The organism is Saccharomonospora sp. NB11 (genome assembly GCF_015910535.1).
Classification (GTDB): domain Bacteria; phylum Actinomycetota; class Actinomycetes; order Mycobacteriales; family Pseudonocardiaceae; genus Saccharomonospora.
The window spans coordinates 301,544-321,629 of the sequence record NZ_JACBJG010000001.1 but is presented as its reverse complement, the minus strand read 5'-3'; the positions used below and the strand labels follow the sequence as shown (position 1 = coordinate 321,629).

General features: G+C 70.2%; 19 protein-coding genes. 9 read left to right on the top strand and 10 right to left on the bottom strand.

The genetic code is table 11. From position 1 onward, the window contains the following. Positions 1 to 23: 23 nt before the first annotated feature. Positions 24 to 1,814, bottom strand: coding sequence for a thiamine pyrophosphate-requiring protein (locus JAV51_RS01500; protein ID WP_197318756.1), 1,791 nt, complete (start codon positions 1,812 to 1,814; stop codon positions 24 to 26). 224 nt (positions 1,815 to 2,038) lie between these two features. Here JAV51_RS01500 and JAV51_RS01495 point away from each other — a divergent pair, with 224 nt between their 5' ends. After that, positions 2,039 to 2,791 carry a ZIP family metal transporter gene (locus JAV51_RS01495; protein WP_197318755.1) on the top strand — a complete coding sequence of 251 codons (753 nt, stop codon included), beginning with the start codon at positions 2,039 to 2,041 and terminating at the stop codon, positions 2,789 to 2,791. Here JAV51_RS01495 and nfi read toward each other — a convergent pair. Next, positions 2,769 to 3,467, bottom strand: coding sequence for a deoxyribonuclease V (gene nfi, locus JAV51_RS01490; protein WP_197318754.1), 699 nt, complete (start codon positions 3,465 to 3,467; stop codon positions 2,769 to 2,771). The genes JAV51_RS01495 and nfi overlap by 23 nt on opposite strands. A 266-nt stretch (positions 3,468 to 3,733) precedes the next feature. On the opposite strand from nfi, the gene JAV51_RS01485 reads away from it, so the two are divergent. Genes JAV51_RS01485 through JAV51_RS01465 form a run of 5 tightly spaced genes read left to right on the top strand, consistent with a single transcriptional unit; the run spans position 3,734 to position 7,805 of the window. Further along, the gene (locus JAV51_RS01485) at positions 3,734 to 5,242 is read left to right on the top strand and encodes an ATP-binding protein (RefSeq protein WP_197318753.1); all 1,509 of its coding nucleotides are present in this window, start codon (positions 3,734 to 3,736) and stop codon (positions 5,240 to 5,242) included. Next, a complete protein-coding gene (locus JAV51_RS01480) occupies positions 5,242 to 5,637 on the top strand; it encodes a roadblock/LC7 domain-containing protein (RefSeq protein WP_197318752.1) in 396 nt (131 codons plus the stop codon). Before JAV51_RS01485 ends, JAV51_RS01480 begins: the two co-directional genes overlap by 1 nt. A gap of 2 nt (positions 5,638 to 5,639) precedes the next feature. Then, positions 5,640 to 5,996, top strand: coding sequence for a DUF742 domain-containing protein (locus JAV51_RS01475; protein ID WP_197318751.1), 357 nt, complete (start codon positions 5,640 to 5,642; stop codon positions 5,994 to 5,996). After that, positions 5,977 to 6,576: an ATP/GTP-binding protein gene (locus tag JAV51_RS01470; RefSeq protein WP_197318750.1), complete on the top strand. Its 600-nt coding sequence runs from the start codon at positions 5,977 to 5,979 to the stop codon at positions 6,574 to 6,576. The genes JAV51_RS01475 and JAV51_RS01470 overlap by 20 nt, the downstream gene beginning before the upstream one ends. Beyond that, positions 6,573 to 7,805, top strand: coding sequence for a cytochrome P450 (locus JAV51_RS01465; protein ID WP_197318749.1), 1,233 nt, complete (start codon positions 6,573 to 6,575; stop codon positions 7,803 to 7,805). Before JAV51_RS01470 ends, JAV51_RS01465 begins: the two co-directional genes overlap by 4 nt. A 39-nt stretch (positions 7,806 to 7,844) precedes the next feature. On the opposite strand, the gene JAV51_RS01460 is transcribed toward JAV51_RS01465, so the two are convergent. Genes JAV51_RS01460 through JAV51_RS01450 form a run of 3 tightly spaced genes read right to left on the bottom strand, consistent with a single transcriptional unit; the run spans position 7,845 to position 11,174 of the window. Next, positions 7,845 to 8,951 (bottom strand): hypothetical protein, encoded by a 1,107-nt coding sequence (locus tag JAV51_RS01460; RefSeq protein WP_197318748.1) that lies wholly within the window; start codon positions 8,949 to 8,951, stop codon positions 7,845 to 7,847. A 34-nt stretch (positions 8,952 to 8,985) separates the two neighbouring features. Continuing rightward, positions 8,986 to 10,545 carry a glycerol-3-phosphate dehydrogenase/oxidase gene (locus JAV51_RS01455; protein WP_197318747.1) on the bottom strand — a complete coding sequence of 520 codons (1,560 nt, stop codon included), beginning with the start codon at positions 10,543 to 10,545 and terminating at the stop codon, positions 8,986 to 8,988. Beyond that, complete coding sequence (locus JAV51_RS01450) at positions 10,542 to 11,174, bottom strand: TetR/AcrR family transcriptional regulator (protein ID WP_197318746.1); 633 nt, start codon at positions 11,172 to 11,174, stop codon at positions 10,542 to 10,544. Before JAV51_RS01450 ends, JAV51_RS01455 begins: the two co-directional genes overlap by 4 nt. A 16-nt stretch (positions 11,175 to 11,190) precedes the next feature. Between JAV51_RS01450 and JAV51_RS01445 the strand changes: the two genes are divergently transcribed. Continuing rightward, on the top strand, positions 11,191 to 12,798 hold the full coding sequence (locus tag JAV51_RS01445; protein ID WP_197318745.1) for an FAD-binding oxidoreductase: 1,608 nt from the start codon (positions 11,191 to 11,193) through the stop codon (positions 12,796 to 12,798). 24 nt (positions 12,799 to 12,822) lie between these two features. Here JAV51_RS01445 and JAV51_RS01440 read toward each other — a convergent pair whose 3' ends face one another. The 3 genes from JAV51_RS01440 to JAV51_RS01430 form a co-directional block, all read right to left on the bottom strand. Beyond that, positions 12,823 to 13,974 carry a C39 family peptidase gene (locus JAV51_RS01440; protein ID WP_197318744.1) on the bottom strand — a complete coding sequence of 384 codons (1,152 nt, stop codon included), beginning with the start codon at positions 13,972 to 13,974 and terminating at the stop codon, positions 12,823 to 12,825. A gap of 57 nt (positions 13,975 to 14,031) precedes the next feature. Next, positions 14,032 to 14,454 carry a PaaI family thioesterase gene (locus tag JAV51_RS01435; protein WP_197318743.1) on the bottom strand — a complete coding sequence of 141 codons (423 nt, stop codon included), beginning with the start codon at positions 14,452 to 14,454 and terminating at the stop codon, positions 14,032 to 14,034. An 83-nt stretch (positions 14,455 to 14,537) separates the two neighbouring features. Then, positions 14,538 to 16,160, bottom strand: a complete 1,623-nt coding sequence (locus tag JAV51_RS01430; protein ID WP_197318742.1) for a long-chain fatty acid--CoA ligase — start codon at positions 16,158 to 16,160, stop codon at positions 14,538 to 14,540. A gap of 287 nt (positions 16,161 to 16,447) precedes the next feature. On the opposite strand from JAV51_RS01430, the gene mihF reads away from it, so the two are divergent. Then, positions 16,448 to 16,759 carry an integration host factor, actinobacterial type gene (mihF, locus tag JAV51_RS01425; RefSeq protein WP_197318741.1) on the top strand — a complete coding sequence of 104 codons (312 nt, stop codon included), beginning with the start codon at positions 16,448 to 16,450 and terminating at the stop codon, positions 16,757 to 16,759. Positions 16,760 to 16,864: 105 nt separating this feature from the next. On the opposite strand, the gene JAV51_RS01420 is transcribed toward mihF, so the two are convergent. Both JAV51_RS01420 and JAV51_RS01415 read right to left on the bottom strand, forming a co-directional pair. Beyond that, a complete protein-coding gene (locus JAV51_RS01420) occupies positions 16,865 to 18,016 on the bottom strand; it encodes an isochorismate synthase (RefSeq protein ID WP_197318740.1) in 1,152 nt (383 codons plus the stop codon). 37 nt (positions 18,017 to 18,053) lie between these two features. Next, positions 18,054 to 18,761: a 4'-phosphopantetheinyl transferase superfamily protein gene (locus JAV51_RS01415; protein WP_197318739.1), complete on the bottom strand. Its 708-nt coding sequence runs from the start codon at positions 18,759 to 18,761 to the stop codon at positions 18,054 to 18,056. A 139-nt stretch (positions 18,762 to 18,900) separates the two neighbouring features. On the opposite strand from JAV51_RS01415, the gene JAV51_RS01410 reads away from it, so the two are divergent. Continuing rightward, positions 18,901 to 20,070 carry an acyl-CoA dehydrogenase family protein gene (locus tag JAV51_RS01410; protein WP_197318738.1) on the top strand — a complete coding sequence of 390 codons (1,170 nt, stop codon included), beginning with the start codon at positions 18,901 to 18,903 and terminating at the stop codon, positions 20,068 to 20,070. The last annotated feature ends 16 nt before the right edge of the window (positions 20,071 to 20,086 follow it).

The window sequence follows — 20,086 nt, the reverse complement described above, 5'->3', positions numbered from 1 at the left end:
CACGTGGGGTGAGTCACGGCGGCTCACCGGGAGCCCGACAGCACCTCCTGCGCCTTGGTCTTCGCGCCCTGCACGAGCAGGTGCCAGGCGTTGGGGTCGCCCTTGAGCAGTGCCTCCGTCACCGACTTGACCTGGTCGAACGTCGCGTGCGGCGGAATGGGCGGCAACTCGGGGTCGCAGTGGACGTCGAGGACCACCGGCCGGTCGGCCGCGAGCGCCACGTCCCACGCCTCACCGAGGTCACCCGGCTCGTCGACGGTGATGCCCTCCAGGCCGACGAGCTTGGCGAACTCCGCGTACGGCACCTCGGGCAGGCTCTGCGACTCCTCGAACTTCGGCGCACCACCCATCGCACGCAGCTCCCACGTCACCTGGTTCAGGTCGTGGTTGTTGAAGACGCACACGACGAGCCTCGGGTCCTGCCACAGTCGGCGGTACCGGGCGATCGTGACGAGCTCGGCCATGCCGTTCATCTGCATGGCACCGTCGCCCACCAGCGCCACCACCGGCCGATCCGGGTACGCGAACTTGGCGCCGATCGCGTACGGCACGCCCGCGCCCATCGTCGCGAGCGTTCCGGACAACGACCCGCGCATCCGCCCCCGCATCCGCAGGTTGCGGGCGTACCAGTTGGTCGACGACCCCGAGTCGGCCGTGACGACCGTGTCGTCGGGGGCGCGGTGTGACAACTCGTGGACGACGCGCATGGGGTTGACGGGTTCGGCGTCGAGCAGGGCCTGGTCGCGCAGGGTGTTCCACCAGTCGGACACGCTGCCTTCGATCGTCTCCCGCCACGACCGGTCGGTCTTGCGGGCGAGCAACGGCAGCAGGGCGCGCAACGTCGCCTTCGACTCGCCGACGAGGTTCACCTCGGTCGGGTATCGCATGCCGATCCGGCCGCCGTCGATGTCGATCTGCACGGCGCGCGCCTGGCCGAACTCCGGCAGGAACTGCGAGTACGGCAGATTCGAGCCGACGATCAGCAGCGTGTCGCAGTCGCGCATCAACTCGTAGCTCGGTTTGGTGCCGAGCAGGCCGATCGAGCCGGTCACGAACGGAAGGTCGTCAGGGAGCACGTCCTTGCCCAGCAGCGCCTTCGCCACTCCGGCGCCGAGCGTGTCGGCGACCCGGATCAGCTCCTCCGCGGCGTTGCGCGCTCCCTGACCGGCGAGGATCGCGACCCGGCGACCGTCGTTCAGCACCTCGGCGGCGTGAGCGAGTTCGTCCTCGGGAGGGAGGACGACCGCCCTCGGCGTGCTCGGCGGGCTGGAGGGCACTTGCTTGAACGCGTGCTCGGGCGGAGTGTAGTCCTGTTCCTGCAGGTCGGCCGGGATGATCAGCGCGGTCGGTGCCTTGCGGGCCAGCGCGGTGCGGAACGCGCGGTCGAGCGCGTTGGGAAGCTGCTGGGCGACGTTGACCTCCACCAGGTACTCCGAGGCGACGTCCTTCAACAGCGACTGGAGGTCGATCTCCTGCTGGTAGCTGCCGCCCATGGCGCTGCGTGCGGTCTGACCCACGATCGCGACGACGGGCACGTGGTCGAGTTTCGCGTCGTAGAGCCCGTTGAGCAGGTGGATCGCGCCGGGACCCGAGGTGGCGAGGCAGACTCCCACCTCACCGCTGAACTTCGCGTAGCCGACGGCCTGCAGTGCCGACATCTCCTCGTGTCGTGACTGCACGAACCGTGGCTGGTTGTCGGCCTTGCCGAACGCGGCGACGATGCCGTTGATGCCGTCGCCGGGGTAGCCGAACACCTGGTGGACACCCCAGTCCCGCAGCCGCTGGAGCAGGTGGTCGCCGACCGTGTCGGTCATGGGCCCTCCTCGCGTCGATGCGCTCGCAGTCTGGAACCCGGCTACCCGAGTGGGTGCTTCTCAACCGTTCGCGCGCGTGCCGGCGTCCTGCGCGCGCGTGCCGACGTCCTGCGCACGCATGTCGGCGTCGTGTGCACGCATGTCGGCGTCCTGGGGTGCGGACACGCGTGCGCAGACTGCGGACACGAATCGCGGGTACACCAACCCCGAGGTGACGCGAGGAGGTGGCCGTGTGGTGGCAGGCGGGCCTGTGGGGGTTGGTCGCCGGGGCGGCGTTGCTGCTCGGAGCCTCGGCCGGGTGGTGGCTGCGGGTGCCGCCCGCCGTCGTCGCCGGGGTGATGGCCTTCGGCGCGGGCGTGCTGGTGTCGGCACTTGCGTTCGACCTCGTGGACGAGGCCGAGCACAGCGGCGGTCTGGTTCCCACCGTGCTCGGCTTCCTGCTCGGAGCGGTCGCCTACGTCGGCGTGAACGCGGTCCTCGCCCGTCGTGGCGCGCGACATCGCAAGCGGTCGACCGGATACCAGCCTTCCGAGGAGGAGTCGGCGGGCAGTGGCCTGGCCATCGCCTTCGGCTCGCTGCTCGACGGCGTGCCCGAGTCGGTCGTCCTCGGACTGTCCGTCGTGGAAGGCGGAACGGTGGGGCTCGCCGTGCTCGCCGCCGTGGTCGTCTCGAACATCCCCGAGGGACTGTCGAGCGCGGTGGGCATGAAGCGAGCCGGTCGAAGCGCCGCGTACGTCTTCGGCGTGTGGGCCGGCATCGCGCTCGCGTGCGCCGTGTCCGCGGCGCTCGGCAGTCTCCTGTTGGTCGACACGTCGGCGGCCACGGTCGCGGTGATCACGGCGGTCGCGGCGGGCGCCATCCTCACCATGGTGGCCGACACGATGATCCCCGAGGCCTTCCAGCGCACGCACATCCTCACCGGACTGATCACGAGCCTGGGATTCCTCGCCACGTTCACTCTGCAACGGTGGGGTTGACCCGCCCCGCCAGTACTTCGCGGCAGAGCTGGTCGGCGTGACGGGTCGTTTCGGGAAGCCGGTATCGAGTGCACAAAGTGAGCGTGTGATCACGTGCCGTGTCGAGGCTCAGTCGGTGTCCGATTGAGACGAACACCGGCTTGACGCCATCGCGGGTGCGGACCACCGCGCCGACGACCTCGTCGTCGAGCAGCAGGGGCGACCACGCTCCGCGTCGGGACGCCGGGGGGACGAACTCCCCGACGTGGACGTTCTTCGCGACTCCGAACGTCGGGACGTCGGCGAGCAGACCGAGGTGGCAGGCGAGTCCGAAACGGCGCGGGTGGGCGAGTCCGTGACCGTCGCACACGATCAGATCGGGCGTGGTCCGAAGCTGCTGTAGCGCCGTGACCAGCGCCGGAAGCTCGCGGAAGGCGAAAAGGCCCGGCTCGTAGGGAAACATCGCGGTGGTCACCACGGTGGACGTCTCCACGACCTCCAGGGTGTCGTGGTCGAGCACCACGACCGCGGCGGCGAGCCGGTTCGAGTCGGCGGCGTACGCAACGTCCACGCCGGCCACGGTGCGTAGTGGAGTGGTGACGTCGTCGACAGCGCGAATGCGGTGCCGGAGTCGCTGCTGCATCGCCACCGCCTCGGTCGCCGTCGTCGGCCAAGGATCGGAGAGTCGAATTTCCATGGTTCCCCTTTTTCTCACTAACGTGGACGTCCATTCTCGACAGTTCGGACATGTCGTAGGGGCAGTTCGCAGACATGATCGAATCGAGGTCTGTACGACGGCCACGGAGATCGACTACTCTGAGCGGCGCAGTGAGGCAGGCCGTTCGTGCCGCCGTTCATCTCAGGGCTTTCGTATGGAGGTGCACTGGGTTCCGCGGTTTTCCAGCGCGCCCGTGCCACGGTGTGCTGACATGTTCTGGCAGGCCGACCGATCTCTGGATGTTCATGGATAACTCATCGACGACGCGGCGTGGCCCGAGTCCTCTCGGCTGGGCGTGTATCGCCCTCATTGCCGGATACGTGATCGTCGCATCGATCATGCTGGCTGTCGGTGGGCAGCCGTGGTGGCTCGTTCCGGGAGCGGTGGCGCTCGTGGTGCTCGGCGTCTTCGCCTCCGTGACGGTGCGTACGGCCAACAGCATGGCCGCGTGTCGCCAGGCGTTGGCCGACGAGTTCGCCGCCCAACGCGAGGTGCAGGAGTTGTTCCTGCAGTACATGGACGCGTACTCGCAGGGACTGACGCCCACGGCACTGCCCGAGGAGCCTCCGAGGCCGGAGGCGGCCGAGCAGTACGAGCGCATGAAGTCGATGGTCGACAACGCGCGGAACGCCTACGAAGCACAGCGCAGTGCGGTCCACTCGGCGGTGGTGTCGCTCGCCCGTAAGGTCCAGACCTCCGCACACCGGATGCAGGAGGAAGCCGGGCGCATGGTCAGTCGGCACCCGAACGACCCGGACGTGCTGGAGACCAGCATGCGGGTCGACCACGCCGCCGCGCAGCAGGCGCGGTACGCCCAGTCGCTCGCCGCCCTGTGCGGGGAACGGCCGGGGCAGCAGTGGAACGAGGCGCTGGCCCTGTCCGACGTCGTGCGTGGAGCAGCCGGGCGCATCACCGCCTACCAGCGTGTGGAGGCGTCGGGCGACCCGGCGATCGCCGTCACGGCCCGTGTGGTCGAGCCCCTCATCCACATCGTCTCCGAGCTGTTGGCCAACGCCGCACAGTCGTCGCCGCCCACCACGAACGTGCTGGTGACGCTGCGGCATGTCCAGCGCGGTGCCGTGATCGAGATCGACGACTGCGGTGTCGGCATGGACGACCGCCGGCTCGAACAGGCGAGGCGGATCGCCTCGGGCGAGGAGGTGCACGACCTGTTCACGCTCGGGGAGGTGCCGCAGACCGGTCTGCCGTCGGTGGGTACGTACGCACGTCGGTACGGCTTCCGGGTCGACCTCGGCGAATCCGTCTACGGCGGTGTGCGCGCCATCGTGATGGTGCCCTCCGAGCTGACCGAGCCGTTGCCGCCGGGACATGCCGCGATGAGCGGTCAGCTCGCGCTCACCCGGCAACACTACACGGCCGACAACCTCAAGCCCGTGGTGAAGGGGGCAGCTCCGACACAGACCGCGCCGCAGTCGCAACAGTTGCCCCTGCCCGATCCCACTCCCGTCGCCACCGAGCAGCGGGAGGAGCCGAAGGAGGCTCCCGTCGCCCCCTCCGCCCCGCAGGCAGACCTTCCCGTGCTGCCTCGCCGGAAGTCTCGGCGCGGCGAGGCCGTCGTCGTCGAGAACAGCAGTGAAATCACCATGGACATTCCCGCGGTTCCCGCCGATCCTCAACAGGCGGCGGAACAAGCCGGGCAGTGGATGAGCGCGTTCCTCAGTTCGGACACCTCGAATCGGAGCGCCGCCACCCAGAACCCGCCGTCCGCCTCTCGTGACATTTCGGAGGAGTAATGGTTGCCCCCGCCGGTGACAACAGTTGGATGCTGGAACAGATCAGAAGCGTGCGTGGTGTGCGCCACGCGATTGTCCTCACGTCCGACGGTCTGCTGAAGGTCAAGACCGAGCAGACCGCCACCGACCTCGCGGACAAGCTCGCCGCCGCATGCGCCGGGTTGACCTCGCTCGGTCGAGGCGTCGGTGACGAGTTCGGTTCCGGCGGTGACCCGAAGCAGGTGATGGTCGAATTCGACGGCGGTTTCCTGTTCGTGCGCGGCGCCGGTGACGGTTCCCGGCTCGCGGTGGTGACCGAGTCCGTCATCGACCCGGGCCTCATCGCGCAACAGATGCAGCTACAGGTACTCCAGATCGGAGAGCGGACCCTCAGCACGCCGACACGCGCACGCTGATCATGGACCGCTCCGAGGAGTACCAGGACGGGCCGATCAGGCCCTACGTCATCACGGGTGGCCGCGCTCACCCGACTCGGAACACCCTGCGGCCCGAGACGCTGCTGGTGGCCAATCCCGATGCGCTTCTCCCGCCGTCGACCAGCCGGGAGAAGCGGTCCCTTGTGGACATGTGCCGAGGCATGCTGTCGGTCGCCGAGGCGGCGGCACACCTGCGCCTGCCGGTGAGCGTGGTCGTGGTGCTCGCGTCGGACCTGATCGACACGGGGCACCTCGTCGTGCGCTCCAGCCCGCAGCGACTCGTCATCCCCGAAATCGATCTGCTGGAGAAAGTGCTGAATGGGCTCCGCAAGCTCTGAGCGTTACGTGTCCTCGACCGTCATCCAGTCGGTCAAGATCCTGGTGGTCGGAGCCTTCGGCGTGGGCAAGACGACTCTGATCGGGTCGGTCAGCGAGATCGCCCCGCTGCGCACCGAGGAGACCATGACGGCCGCCAGCGTCGGAGTGGACTCGCTCGCCGGGCTGGACAGCAAGAGCACCACCACGGTGGCCATGGACTTCGGGCGCATCACGTTGACGCCCGAGATCGTCCTGTACCTCTTCGGTACGCCGGGGCAGAAGCGGTTCTGGAATCTGTGGGAGGGCCTGTCGGACGGGGCCGTGGGCGCTCTCGTGTTGGTGGACCCGCGCAGGCTGGAGGACAGCTTCGAGGTGTTCGACCAGTTGGAGCTGCACACGAAGGTGCCGTTCGCAGTGGCGGTCAACCAGTTCCCCGGCTCGCCGCAGTACAGCGAGGAACAGCTTCGGGAGGCGCTCGACCTGCTTCCGGAGACGCCCATCGTCTTCTGTGACGCCCGGGAGCGGAAGTCGGCCGCGCAGACGCTCGTCAAGCTCGTCGAGTACGCCATCGAGGTGCGTAACAAGTCGGAGGTCGCATGACCACGCCACGGCAGCAGCGGACGTTGGCCGAGATGACCGGGCTGACGCCGTTGTCGCACATCGTGAACTCGCAGGACCCGCAGGCGGTGTACAGCGAGTTGCGAGCCCGCTGGGGTCAGGTCGCGCCGGTGGAGTTGATGCCGCGGGTCAACGGCTGGCTCGTGATGGGTCACTCCGAGATCTGTCAGGTCGCCCGTAACGAGCGGCTGTTCTCGCACGACCCGCGGAGCTGGCGTGAGTACACGAGCGGGGTGATCCCGCCGGACGCGCCGCTGGCCGCGTTGTTGGCGCCGTTGGACAACGCCGTGTACGCGGATGGCGAGCGGCATCGTCGGTTGCGGGCGCCGGTCGAGGAGGGTTTCGACAAGCTCGACGAGCACCGGCTGCGTCGGACGGTCGAGCAGATCTGCATGGGCCTGCTCGACGAGTTCTCCATGCGCGGTGAGGCCGACCTCGTCAGCGAGTACGCCGCCGCCATTCCCATGCTGGTGATCCTGTCGCTGCTCGGTGTGTCCACGGAGGACCAGGCGAAGCTGCGGGAGACGCTGCTGGCGGGCATCGAGTCGTACTTCGCCGACGACTCGATGCAGAAGTTGCTGGTCCAGCTCGTGCACGATCGTCGGGCACAGCCGCAGGACGACCTGACCTCGCAACTCGTGCGGCACCCGGCGATGCGCACCGACGACGAAGTGCTGCACGCCATGATGATGGTGATCGGCATGGGGTACGAGGTCACCGGTGTGTGGATCGCGATGGCGTTGCGCCTGATGCTGACCGACCGCCGGTTCACCGCCCGCATGCGTGGTGGTCGCCTCGGTATCGACGAGGCCCTCGACGAGGTGTTGTGGCGTGACCCGCCGGTGGCGAACCTGATGGGTCGGTACGCGGCCGCGGACTGCGAACTCGCGGGGCAGCAGATCCGGCGTGGTGACGCGGTGATCCTCAGCTTCGCGGCGGGCAACGCCGACTACCGGGTGCGGTCCAACGATCCGTGGCTGGAGATCGGCAACCGGGCGTACCTGTCGTTCAGTGCGGGTTCCCACGCCTGCCCGGCTCAGCGTGCCGGGCGGTTGATCGCACGCATCGCGGTGGAGACGGCGCTGTACGCGCTGGACGACGTGACGGTCGCCGTGCCGGTGGAGGAGTTGACGTTCACCCCGGCGCTGTGGAACCGGCATCTGACGTCGCTGCCGGTGCGGTTCACGCCGTCCGCGACCGCCCACCGCTGACGAGACCGTTCCTCACCCACCGCCGTGGCCGGACGTCGGTCAGGCGGAGCCGCGAAGCGCGGTCCGGCGGACCGACCGCGCGAGCAGGGCGGCGGTCACGAGTGCGAGAGTGATCGCCGCGGCGACGTCGAGCGGCCCGGCCGCGCCGGTGACGATGCGGCTCGGCACGGCGAAGGGTGCCACGGGCGGCAGCAGGGACGTCACCAGCGCGGTGGGATCGTCCGGCCGAGGCAGTACGGCCATGGCGGAGCCGAGTCCTGCGAGCACCACCAGGACGGCGGGCACCCAGGCGGGTCGCTCGGCCTGCGACAGCAGCACGGTCACCGGTGCGCACGACACCCACGCGAGCCCGAACCACACCAGGCTCCACACGAGCGTGGTGACGGCGAGGTCGAGCGGTGGAGCCGCGCCGATGGAGGCGGCGACGATCAGGGCCGTCCCGCCGACGAGCAGCAGTTGCAGCGCCCCGGCGAGTCCTGCGGCGCACGCGAGTGGCCACACCGGACCGACCGTGCCGACCGGCGCCACGTCTCCCCGAGCCAGCTCGCGCCGGAGCACGACACCACTGCCTGCCAGCGTCACCACCAGCAGTGTGATCGCCGCCAGTGCCACGAGTGCGCGTTCGCCGGGTGAGGCGGTCTCGGGAACGGTCTCCACCTCGACACCCACGGACAGCACGTCGTCGTAGGCCGTCGCCGGGTCCGCGCCCGCCTGCGCCAGCTTGGCGGTGACGACCTCCGCGCGGGAGATCTCGGTGAGCAGACTTCTCACGACCTCGTCGAGGTCGGCCCCGGTGATGGCGCGCAGGTTCGCGGCACTGCCCGAGACCAGCACGTCGAGCGTTCCCCGTTCCACGTCGGCGCGCGCGAGTTCGGCGTCGTGGTAGCGCACGACGTCGACGTCCACACCCGCGTCGTGTGCGGCACGAAGAAGCGGGTCGGCGATGGCGCCTGCCTGCCCGCTGAGTCCCACCGTGGTGCCGCCCACTGTGTCGGACACGGAGGTGTAGAGCAGTGGGACACACACGAGCGCCGCGAGCAGGAGCACCGTGCTCGTGAGGAAGTAGCCGGGTCCCAGGTGGCCGCGCAGCGCGCGGAGCGTGGCGGCGGGCGACGTCTCGCGGCGGAGGGTGATGCCGTCGGGCATGGCATTCGCTCCTTCCCGTCGCGACGCGCCGAGCCTACGTCAGCCCACGCAACGCTCGCTCGACCAAGTCGGACACGACGGGGTGAGCTCTTTCCGCGTCCTCGGGGACCAGACCAAGGCGGGTCCGCCGGTGGAGCACGTCGTCGGCGTCGAGGGCCCCTTCGTGCCGCACCGCCCACACGACCTCGGCGGCGGTGATGGCGCACCCGGGGAAGAGAGGGCGGGCCAGTTCGGGGTCGACGTCGCCCAACGCGGCCACCCGGGGTGCCTCGATGCCGTACTTGCCCACCAGCCTGCGGGGTGCCTCCACGGCGGTGAGGGCAGGGCGCGGCGCGGCACCGACGAGCGGAAGCCGTGCGGTGCGCGAGGGCGCGGCGGACAGCCCGGCTCGCCGAACGGCGGCGTCCACGGCCTGCTCGGCCATCACCCGATAGGTCGTGAGTTTGCCGCCCACGACCGTGACCACGCCGGTTGCGGGATCGGTCAGGACGGCGTGTTCCCGGGAGAGGTCGGCGGTGCGGCCCCCGGGCGTGTCGAGCAGGGGGCGCAACCCGGCGAACGAACCCCGGACGTCGTCGCGGGTGAGCGGGCGGGCGAGCACCGTCGACGCCACGTCGAGCAGGAAGTCGACGTCGGAGTCGGGTACCTCGGTGACGTCGGTGGCCTCTCCGTCGAGCGGCTCGTCGGTCAGTCCCAAGTAGACGGTACCGCCGGGCTGGGGAAGCAGGAACACGAACCGGTTGAGTTCCCCGGGAACGCCGACCATGAGAGCCGTCTCGCCGATGCCGACGCTGCGGGCGTCGAGGACCAGGTGGGAGCCGCGGGACGGTCGCAGCCGCACGTTCGGCACCAGACCGCCCGCCCACACGCCTGCGGCGTTGACCACCTGCCGGGCGCGAAGCTCGACGTGTTCGCCGGTGAGCTCGTCGCGGGCGCGGACCCCGTCGCCCCTCAGGTCGAGTGCCCGCACGCGCGTGAGAACGCGGGCCCCGAGCCCGGCCGCCGTGCGGGCGAGCGCCACGACGAGTCGTGCGTCGTCGGTCAGTGCCCCGTCGAACGCCAGCAGACCACCGCGAAGCCCGGTGTCGCGCAAGCCGGGGACCAGTGTCAATGCCGCTGGAGCGGGAACTGTGCGGGGTCGGGGCAACAGCGAGGACGGGGTCCGGGCGAAGCGACGCAGCGCGTCCCCGGCCGTGAGCCCGGCCGCGGTCAGGGCGTACTCGCGGGACGGGGTGTCGGCGTAGCGGGGGAACAGCTGCGCCATCGGCCGCGTCAGGTGGGGCGCGGTGCGGCGAAGCAGGACGTCGCGTTCGACGGCGCTCTCGCGGGCCAGGGCCAGCTTGCCGTGGGCGAGGTACCGCAGGCCGCCGTGGACGAGCTTGCTGGAGAACCGGGACGTGCCGAACGCGAGGTCGTGGGCCTCGATCAGCGCCACCGACAGCCCGCGCGAGGCCGCGTCGAGGGTCACCCCGACGCCGGTCACGCCGCCGCCCACCACGAGGACGTCCACGCGCTCTCCCGAGGCGAGTGCGTCGAGTTCACGCGCCCGGCGGCGGGCGGTCAACGAGGCGTGGATCAGGTTCGTTCCGCTCATCGCGTCAGACCTTCTTCCAGGAGGTGTCGGAGTTCGGACAGCAAGGGCTCCGCCGCGACGTCCTGGGTGGCGGGGCGCCAGGAAAGGACGAACGACTGCACGGTGAGCAACACGGCCCTGGCCTGCACCGTCGGGTCACCGGAGCGGATCGAGCCGTCGGCCTGCCCCTCGGTGATCAGCTCCACGAGCGTGTGCTCGGCAAGTCGCTGGGTGCTGCCGAGTCGTTCGGTGACGTAGGGCAGCAGCAGGTCGGCGTCGCGGTCGAGCACGGTGCGCAGCAGCGGGTCGGTGACGAGGGCCCGCACGGTGGCCACGGCGAGTCGCACGAGGCGGGAGCGCGCGGGCAGCGAGGGGTCGACGGTGGCGTCGACCTGCCGGAGCAGTGACGCGAACTCGCGGGTCAGCAGCGCGGCGAGGATGCTGCGCACGTCGGGGTACCGACGGTAGAGCGTCATGCGGCTGACCCCTGCGGTCCGCGCGATGTCGGTGAGTGTCGTCCGTCGCACCCCGCCGTTGAGCACGCAGGTGCGGGCGGCGTCGAGGAGAACGTCGTCGGGTACCCGGGTGGTCGAGGTCCGTTCGCCCACGGCCGTCCCGCTCCGCGCAGGGGTGTGACGTTCGCTGCTCATGTGTCACACTCTAGTCGTGAACGAGACCGTCGACCATCGACTCCGCTCCGCCTGGACTCCCGAGGCGGGTCACGCCGCCGCCCTCCCGCCCCACGCGCTGCGCTGGCTGGCCGACCGCATCGGGCCGTTGACGCCGTCCACACCCGCCGCGCCCTCGTCGGCGATCGCCGTGCCGCCGTCCGAGCTGGCACCCGAGGCCAAGGCGGCTCTCGTCGAGGTGGTGGGGGCCGACGGAGTGCTCGACGAGGGGAGTGAACGGCTCGGTCGAGCGGGCGGACTGTCGTACCTGGACCTGCTCCGCCGCCGTTTTCCCGACGGGCTCGCGGTTCCGGACGCCGTGGTGGTGCCCGCGGACCCCGACGCCGTGCAGCGGGTCGTGGACGTGTGCGTGGCCCACGACGTCGGCGTGGTGCCGTTCGGCGGAGGCACGTCCGTCGTCGGCGGGGTGGCCGCGTTGCGGGGCGACAAGAAGGCGGTGATCGCGCTCGACCTGCACCGACTCGACCGGTTGGTCTCCGTCGACCCGACGTCGCGGCTGGCCGTGTTCCAGGCGGGCGTGCGCGGGCCCGCAGCGCATCGACTGCTGGCTCCGCATGGTCTGACGCTCGGGCACGTGCCGCAGTCGTTCGAACGGGCCACGCTCGGTGGGTTCGCCGCGACGCGCTCGGCGGGGCAGGCGTCGTCGGGCTACGGCCGGTTCGAGGACATGGTCCAGGGGGTGCGGTTGGCGACGCCGTCGGGTCCGTGGCGACTCGGGGTGGCCCCGGCTTCGGCGGCGGGGCCGGACCTGCGGGCGTTGGCCGTCGGCAGCGAGGGAACGCTCGGTGTCATCACCGAGGTCACCGTGCGGGTGCGGCCGGTGCCGGAGCGCGAGCGTTACGAGGGCTTCGTGCTCCGAGGCTGGCACGACGCGATGCACGTCGTGCGCACGCTCGCGCAGAACGGGCTGGCGGCCGACGTCACCCGCGTGTCCGATGTGGACGAGACAGAGGTGACGCTCGCCCTCAAGGGCGGGGTCGTGACGGGGGCGCTCCGTCGCTATCTCTCCGCGCGCCGGGTCCACGAGCCGTGTCTGCTGATCCTCGGCTGGTACGGCCGCGCTCCCCAGCGGGCGCGGGCACTGAAGGTGCTGCGGGCGGCGGGGGCCGTCTCGCTCGGGCGAGCGCCCGGCGAGGCGTGGCGACACGGCCGGTTCTCCGGTCCCCGCCAGCGTGACGCGTTGCTCGACGCCGGGGTGTGCGTGGAGACGCTGGAGACGGCCACACAGTGGTCGCGGCTGGCCGAGCTCTACGACGCCGTGCGCTCCGCACTGCGTGGCGCGCTCGACCGTCCGGTGATCATGTGTCACATCTCCCACGCCTACGAGACCGGTGCGTCGCTGTACTTCACCGTGCTCGCCGCGCGCGACCCGGACGACCCGTTCGGACAGTGGGAGCGCGCGAAGCGGGCCGCCAGCGAGGCGATCAGCGGACGCGGCACGATCAGCCACCACCACGCCGTCGGGGTGGACCACGCGCCGTACCTGCGCGCCGAGATCGGTGACGTGGGGATGTCGGTGCTGGCGGCGGCGAAGAACGCGACCGACCCCAGCGGCGTCCTCAACCCGGGCAAGCTCGGCTTGTGACACCGAGCCCGAGGCGGGTGCGGCTCAGTCGGGCAACGCGCCGGGCGGGGCGATGAGGTAGGCGACGCCCGCGGGGGTGTCGACGACCGCGCCGTCCTTGCCCGGACGTCGGGTGCGTTGCCAGACGGTCTCGAATTCCGCGCGTGGGTAGATCCGACGCACCGAGTCGGCGTCGTCGGAGGCGGGGTCGTGCGCGATCACGTCGCCGGAGTCGGTGAAGCCGACCACGACGAGGAGATGGCCGTTGGTGGCGTAGTCCGCGCCGGGAAGCTCGCCCTCGGTGAACGACACCGAGACGATCACCGGCACGCCGTGGGCGACGTGCCGTTCGACGTCGCGCAGTGAGGCCAGGCGCGCGACCCGGCCGTGAAGCCCGTACTGCGACGCGTATGCCACGTTGAACGCCCAGTTGCCCGTGCCGCCGTAGGCGTGGTCGAAGGTGTGTCGCGCGGCGTGCACCACGCTGCGGTCGGGGTGGTCGTGGGGGACCCACGCGAGTTCCGTCCGCGTCGGGCCGGCGCCCCAGTACTCGACGACCATCTCCGTCGAGGCCGGGCTGCACCATCCGTCGCCGCCACCGCCGTACTCGGCGAACTGTCCTCTGTGGAGATACTGCGCGTAGCGCGGCACGGGCAGTTCGATGCCGCGGCCCGGGCCGGGGGAGGACGTCGGGACGTCGGACCGGGGTTCCGTGGCGGAGACGACGCCTCCCACCGTGCTCACCACGGGGCTGGCGTCGGTGCCCGCCGCCCGGCACAGCGTCACCCTCACCCGGTAGCCGCGCAGGTGCACTCCTTCGGCGGCCAGGAGCCGGTCGACGGCGACGTACGCGGTCTCGTCGCGTTGTCCCGACACCGACGTGCGCCGGACGTCGGCCTCGTCGAACGACCAACGTCCCATCGAGAACCACGAGGTCTCGCGGCCCGAGTCGGTCCGGGCCTGCGCCTCGACGGTCAGCCACGTACCGGGCGGCGTCACGGCGTTCCACGACACGACGAGGTCGTCCGCGTCGAAGGGGACGGACACCTCGGGCGAGGTCCACCAGGCGTACTCGCCGCCGTCCTGGACCCCGGCCGGAGCCCCGATCCGGAGCCCGCTTCCCGTCACCTCGGTGCCCGTCGATTCGCCCTGGGCGAGGGGTGACTCGCCGCTCCACTCGTGGTAGTCGATGTCCACGTCGTTCAGCCTAAGGGCGTGGTGGGCGAGCTCGACGGATTCGCACCGCGGCGGAGGTCAGGATCTCAGTACCGCCTGGGTCTGGGTGACCTTCGCGACGAGGTGATCGTCGTCGTCGTGGATCTCGGTCTCCACGACGATCACCCGACCGCCCGCGTGCAGCGGTCGGGACGACGCGGTGGCGTGTCCGGTGCGGACGGCGCGCAGGAAGTTGGTCTTCGACTCGATGGTGGTCGTGCCCTGGGCGCCCTCGGGGAGGTTCAGGTACGCGCACACGGCGGCGGCCGAGTCGGCCAGCGACATAAACACACCGCCGTGCAGGGCTCCGCCGAGCGTGCAGAGCGACTCGTCGTGGGCGATCCGCGCCACGACGAGCTCCCGGGAGTGCCGCAGGACCTCGACACCCAGGCGTTCGGTGAACGGCATGGTGCGGTGGAACAGGGCGGTTCCGTCGTCGTCGACGGTGGGCGCTGTCTGCATGTGGTAACCCTGCCGCACCTCCCGGTCGGCGTCCAGCGGCCGGAGGCGACCCCGCCGGAGCGAACGGCGGGGTCGCGTGCGGCTCAGAAGTGCGTGACGTCGAGCTTGCCGTCGGCGTGGGCGGCCCGCAGCCGCTTCTTGTCGAACTTGCCCACGCTGGTCTTGGGAACCTCGTCGACGAACGTCCAGTGCTCGGGAAGCTGCCACTTCGCCACCTTGTCGGCGAGGAAGTCGCGCAGTTCCGCGGCGGTGACCTCGTGGCCCTCGCGAACCACCACCGCGACCAGCGGCCGTTCGTCCCACTTCTCGTCGGGCACGGCGATGACCGCCGCCTCGGCGACCGCCGGGTGAGCCATCACCGAGTTCTCCAGGTCCACCGACGAGATCCACTCGCCACCGGACTTGATGACGTCCTTGGAACGGTCGGTGATCGTCAGGTACCCGTCGGGCGTGATCGTGCCGACGTCACCGGTGCGCAGCCAGCCGTCGTGGAACTTCTCGGGGTCGGCTCCGCCGTGGTAGGCCCCGGCGATCCAGGGACCCTTCACCTCCAGCTCGCCCACGCTGGTGCCGTCCCACGGCAGTTCGCGGCCCTCGTCGTCGACGAGCCGAGCCTTCACACAGGCGGGGAAGCGGCCCTGGGTGTAGCGGTAGCGCCAGGCTTCCTCGCCGGTCGCCTTCGACGGAGGCCGCGCGACGCTGCCCATCGGGGAGGTCTCGGTCATGCCCCACGCGTGGAGCACCGGCACGCCGTACCGCTCCTCGAAGGCGTGCATCATCGCCGGCGGGGCGGCCGACCCGCCCACCACGACCTCGCGCAGGTGGGAGATGTCCTGCGGGTTCGCGTCGAGGTGCTGGAGCAGGCCCTGCCAGATCGTGGGCACCGCGCCGGCGAACGTCGGCTTCTCGGCGGCCAGGATGGTCGCGATCGCAGCGGGCTGGAGGAACCGGTCGGGCAGCACCATCGACGTGCCCACCATCAGCGCCGCGTACGGCATGCCCCACGACATGGCGTGGAACATCGGCACGATCACGAGCGCCTTGTCCTGGTCGGTCAGGCGCATCGAGTCGGTCATGCACACCTGCATGGAGTGCAGCCAGATGGAGCGGTGGGAGTAGACGACGCCCTTCGGGTCGCCGGTGGTGCCGGAGGTGTAGCACATGGCGGCGGCGGAGCGCTCGTCGATCTCGGGCCAGTCGAACGTCTCCGGCCTTCCGGCGAGCAGCTCCTCGTACGAGTGCACGGTGACCCCCGAGGGAGCCTCCAACGCCGCCGCGTCACCGTTGGCCACGACGACGTGCTTCACGGTCTTCATCTCGGGAAGCTGCTTGGCGAACAGCGGCAGCAGCGACCCGTCGACCACGACGACGTGGTCCTCGGCGTGGTTCGCGACGTACACGAGCTGTTCAGGGAACAGCCTGATGTTGAGGGTGTGGAGCACGGCCCCCATCGCCGGGACCGCCAGGTAACACTCCATGTGCTCGGCGTTGTTCCACATGAACGTGGCCACCCGCTGATCGCCGGTGACGCCGAGTTCGCGCAGGGCGTGGGCGAGCTGGGCGGCTCGCGCGCCGATCCGCGCGAAGGTCGTCCTCCTCGGACCGCTGTCCGTCCAGGTGGTGACTTCGGCGTCACCGTACATCCGCGTGCCGTGTCGCAGCAGATGCGCCAGGGACAGCTGATCGTCCTGCATGGTGCTCAACATTGAGGCTCCTGCTGTAGGTCGAGGGACCAGGTTGTCGGCGACTGTAATGCGCGCCGCACGTTCGGGGCTTGTGCACAGCGCCCAACTGTGCCCGCCGTCGTCGATTCGCCACCGGCTGTGACCATTCGGTGGCACGGAAGGGGAAACCTCGCGTGTCGATTTCGCGTCGCGGGCACAGTTGGCGTTTACTGAGGCCCAGGACCGCGGCGGTTTTGCGCATCGGCGTGACCGGGTAGGTCTGTCACCGCGCGTGCGCGGTGTTCGACGAGCACGAAAGGAACACGACGTTGGCACTTCCCACTTTGACCCCGGAGCAACGGGCGGAGGCTCTCGCCAAGGCCGCTGAGGCCAGGAAGGCGCGCTCCGAGTTGCTGGCCAACATCAAGTCGGGCAAGGAGAGCATCGACGCGGTGCTCAACCGGGCCAAGGAAGACAAGACCGTCGGAAAGACGAAGGTGACGCAGCTGCTCAAGGCCGTTCCGGGGCTCGGCCAGGTGAAGGTCATGGCGCTGATGGAGCAGGCGGGTATCGACCCCGACCGCCGGGCCGCGGGCCTCGGCGACCGGCAGCGCGAAGCACTCATCAACGCTCTCAAGTGAGTATTCGGGGCGAACCGGCCCCGAATACCTGAGCACGAAACGCCTCCCGGACGGAATCGACGACCGACGGCGAGGCGAGATCGTCGACCGACGCAATTCGGTCGATCACCTCTGGGGCAGGCCCATCGCGCGCAAGAGAGTCGCGAATTTGGCCGACGTTTCCTCCAGTTCCGTTCTCGGATCGGATTCCGGCATGATTCCGCCGCCCGCGTACAGCCGGAGCGAATGCTCCGTGACTTCGGCGCAACGGATCGAGACGGCCCATTCGCCGTCGCCCTGCGCATCCACCCAGCCGACCGCACCCGCGTAGTACCCGCGGTCGAACGTCTCCAGCTCGGCGACGAGTCGCCGTGCCGACGACGTCGGCGTTCCGCACACGGCGGGGGTGGGGTGCAGGGCGGCGGCGAGGTGCAGGGCCGTGACGGCCGGATCCGTCAGCTCGCCGCTCACCGTGGTTCCGAGATGCCACATCGTCGGCGTCGCCACCAGTGCCGGGCGAGCCGGTGCGCTCAACCGTCGGCAGTACGGTCGCAGCGTCTCCACCACCGCTTCCGTCAACACCGCGTGTTCGCGGTGGTCCTTGCGGGAAGCCAGCAGGGCCGTCGCGTTGCGCTCGTCGACGTCGGGGTCCGGCGATCGCGGTGCCGACCCGGCGTGGGGGTAGGACCGCACCGTCCGCCCGTGTCGGGACAACAGCAGTTCCGGACTCGCCCCCAGCAGCGTCGCTCCGTTCGGCAGGGCGGCCGCGAAGGTGTAGCCGCCCACGTTGTCCACGACGAGGTTGTGCAGCACTGCCTCAGGGGACACCGGCTCGGCGAACTCGACGTCGAGCGCGCGGGCGAGGACGACCTTGCGCAGGTGCCGGGCGGTCAGTGCGGTGATGCCCGAGGCCACCGTCCGGAGGTGCTGCTCCGGCTCGGGGACCGGCCGGATCGTGACGGGGGTGGTGACGTGGCGACGCGCCCACGACGCGGCCTGGGGATGAACGCTTCCGGCCTCGGCGAACTCGACCGGGACGACGAGGTGTCCGGGCGTGTCGGGTGCCTCGGCGAAGGGCAGCACTCCCACCGCCACGTCGGGCCCGGCGGTGCGGGTGTCGCGGAGTCGGTCTCGCACGAGATCGGCGAGCGCGGTCGCGTCGGGGTCCGTGAGCGTCGTGCGCACCCCGGTGGCGAGGAGGGTGCGTTCGCCCGTGGCGAGGAAGAAGTCGCCTCGCCGGTAGCGCGACACGAGTTCGGCGGGGCGGCGTGCGGTCACCTCGGCCCCTCTCGGGTCGGCTCGGTCGGACTCGCTCCTATTGTCCGTCGAGGGAGGCGCCCGGGCGCCACCAGCGCTCGGTGACGTCGACGTTCTCCGAGGTCAGGACGGCGACGGCCGCACGGTAACCCGGGCCTGCGTCGAGGTCGCGGAGTCGCGTGGTGTCGGGGGACAGGGTGGTCTCACCCGAGACGAGCAGCCGGGCCGGTGCGTCCGCACTCGACAGGGTCAGCGCCTTCAGCGAGATGCGCAGGCCGCGACCCGTGGCCTTCATCAGCGCTTCCTTGCGCGTCCAGAACGTGAAGAACGCGCGGGCACGGCCGGCGGCGTCGGTGGGCAGAGTCCGTTGCTCGGCTTCCGACAGGGCGTAGGAGATGAGCGAGTCGTCGGCGTTGCGGCTCGCGTCCTCCACGTCGAGGCCGACCGGCGCGCCCGAGGTGGCGGCCACCCCGATGCGGTCGCCCGCGTGGGAGATCGACAACGCCAGTGCGGCGCCGGGAACGCGCACGGGCCCGTGTGGCTTGTCGCAGTCGGGGCAACTGGCGTCGAAGTGGATGTTTTCGGGCGTGCTGCCCAGTCGGTGTGCCGCGACGGTCTTCGCGAGGACACGGCCGGTGAGGAACCGCCGCTGATCCTCGTGCCTGCGGTAGGCGCCGTAGCGCTCCTTCTCCGTGGGGTCGAGCAGGGCCAACGCGTCGGAGGTCGCGGTGATCGGTTCCGACCACCACACGGCGCAATCGGTCATCGAGATCCTCTCCCCCTGGAGCGCTGCGGATCGAGCCGGACCCAATCTATGCGGCGTCGGGGCTCCCGCCAAGGCCGCGCTTGCGCTACCGTGCGAACTAAGCAATCGCTTAGTCAGCTTCAGTCAGGAGCGTGAGCCGATGGATTTCAGCCTCAGCGACGAGGAACGTCAGATCCGCGACTGGGTCCGAACGTTCGTTCAGAAGGAACTCGTGCCCCTCGAACAGGAGGTGCTGCGCAGGGAACGCGCACACCAGCCGGGCCTGACCAACGACGAGTTGACCGAGCTGCGGCAGAAGGCGAAGAAGTCCGGGTTCTGGGGCGTGCAGACGCCGCAGGAGTACGGCGGCATGGGTCTGTCCGCGGTCATGACGGCACTGCTGGAGGCCGAACTCGGCCGCACGTTCGTGCCGTTCAGCTTCGGCGGCTCGGCCGACAACATCCTCTTCCACGCCAACGAGGAACAGAAGCAGCGCTACCTGCTGCCCACCATCGAGGGCACCCGCAAGTCGTGCTTCGCCATCACCGAGCCCGGGGCGGGCTCCGACGCCAAGGCGATCCGCACCACCGCCCGCAAGGAGGGCAACGAGTGGGTCATCAACGGTGAGAAGACGTTCATCACCGGCGGCAACGAGGCCGACTTCACCATGGTCTTCGCCGTCACCGACCCCGAGAAGGGCGCGAACGGCGGCGTCACCTGCTTCCTCGTCGACCGCGACATGGGTTGGCGCTCGGAGTACATCGACACGATGGGCGAGTGGGGCCCCGCGTCGCTGATCTTCGAGGACGTGCGGGTGCCCGAGAGCCAGATCCTCGGCGAGGTCGGGCAGGGATTCGCGCTCGCGATGCAGTGGATCGGCCGGGGCCGCTACCTGCTTCCCGCGCGAGCCATCGGGTCGTGCGAGCGGCTGCTGACGATGGCCATCGACCACGCCAACACGCGCGAGACGTTCGGCGCTCCCATCGCCGAGCGCCAGGCGATCCAGTGGATGATCGCCGACTCCGGGGTCGAGATCGAGGCGTTGCGGTGGCTGGTCCTGCACGCCGCGTGGCTGGTGGACTCGGGACTCGACTCACGGCACGCGCAGTCGATCGCCAAGCTGTACGGGGGTCAGAAGGCCAACGAGATCGTGGACCGGGTGCTCCAGATCCACGGCGGCATGGGCTACACCCGTGAGCTGCCCATCGAGCGGTGGTACCGCGAGCTGCGACTGCTGCGAATCTACGAGGGCACCGACGAGATCCAGCGCCGCACGATCGCGCGGAACCTGCTCAAGGGGCACGTGAAGGTCGGCGGCACGCTCGGCTGAGGACGGGCAGAGGGCA

Coding starts and splice junctions, on each gene's coding strand:
- JAV51_RS01500 (WP_197318756.1), bottom strand. CDS start 1,814: ATGACCGACACGGTCGGCGACCACCTGCTCCAGCGGCTGCGGGACTGG.
- nfi (WP_197318754.1), bottom strand. CDS start 3,467: ATGGAAATTCGACTCTCCGATCCTTGGCCGACGACGGCGACCGAGGCG.
- JAV51_RS01485 (WP_197318753.1), top strand. CDS start 3,734: ATGGATAACTCATCGACGACGCGGCGTGGCCCGAGTCCTCTCGGCTGG.
- JAV51_RS01480 (WP_197318752.1), top strand. CDS start 5,242: ATGGTTGCCCCCGCCGGTGACAACAGTTGGATGCTGGAACAGATCAGA.
- JAV51_RS01475 (WP_197318751.1), top strand. CDS start 5,640: ATGGACCGCTCCGAGGAGTACCAGGACGGGCCGATCAGGCCCTACGTC.
- JAV51_RS01470 (WP_197318750.1), top strand. CDS start 5,977: ATGGGCTCCGCAAGCTCTGAGCGTTACGTGTCCTCGACCGTCATCCAG.
- JAV51_RS01465 (WP_197318749.1), top strand. CDS start 6,573: ATGACCACGCCACGGCAGCAGCGGACGTTGGCCGAGATGACCGGGCTG.
- JAV51_RS01460 (WP_197318748.1), bottom strand. CDS start 8,951: ATGCCCGACGGCATCACCCTCCGCCGCGAGACGTCGCCCGCCGCCACG.
- JAV51_RS01455 (WP_197318747.1), bottom strand. CDS start 10,545: ATGAGCGGAACGAACCTGATCCACGCCTCGTTGACCGCCCGCCGCCGG.
- JAV51_RS01450 (WP_197318746.1), bottom strand. CDS start 11,174: ATGAGCAGCGAACGTCACACCCCTGCGCGGAGCGGGACGGCCGTGGGC.
- JAV51_RS01435 (WP_197318743.1), bottom strand. CDS start 14,454: ATGCAGACAGCGCCCACCGTCGACGACGACGGAACCGCCCTGTTCCAC.
- JAV51_RS01430 (WP_197318742.1), bottom strand. CDS start 16,160: ATGTTGAGCACCATGCAGGACGATCAGCTGTCCCTGGCGCATCTGCTG.
- JAV51_RS01415 (WP_197318739.1), bottom strand. CDS start 18,761: ATGACCGATTGCGCCGTGTGGTGGTCGGAACCGATCACCGCGACCTCC.
- JAV51_RS01410 (WP_197318738.1), top strand. CDS start 18,901: ATGGATTTCAGCCTCAGCGACGAGGAACGTCAGATCCGCGACTGGGTC.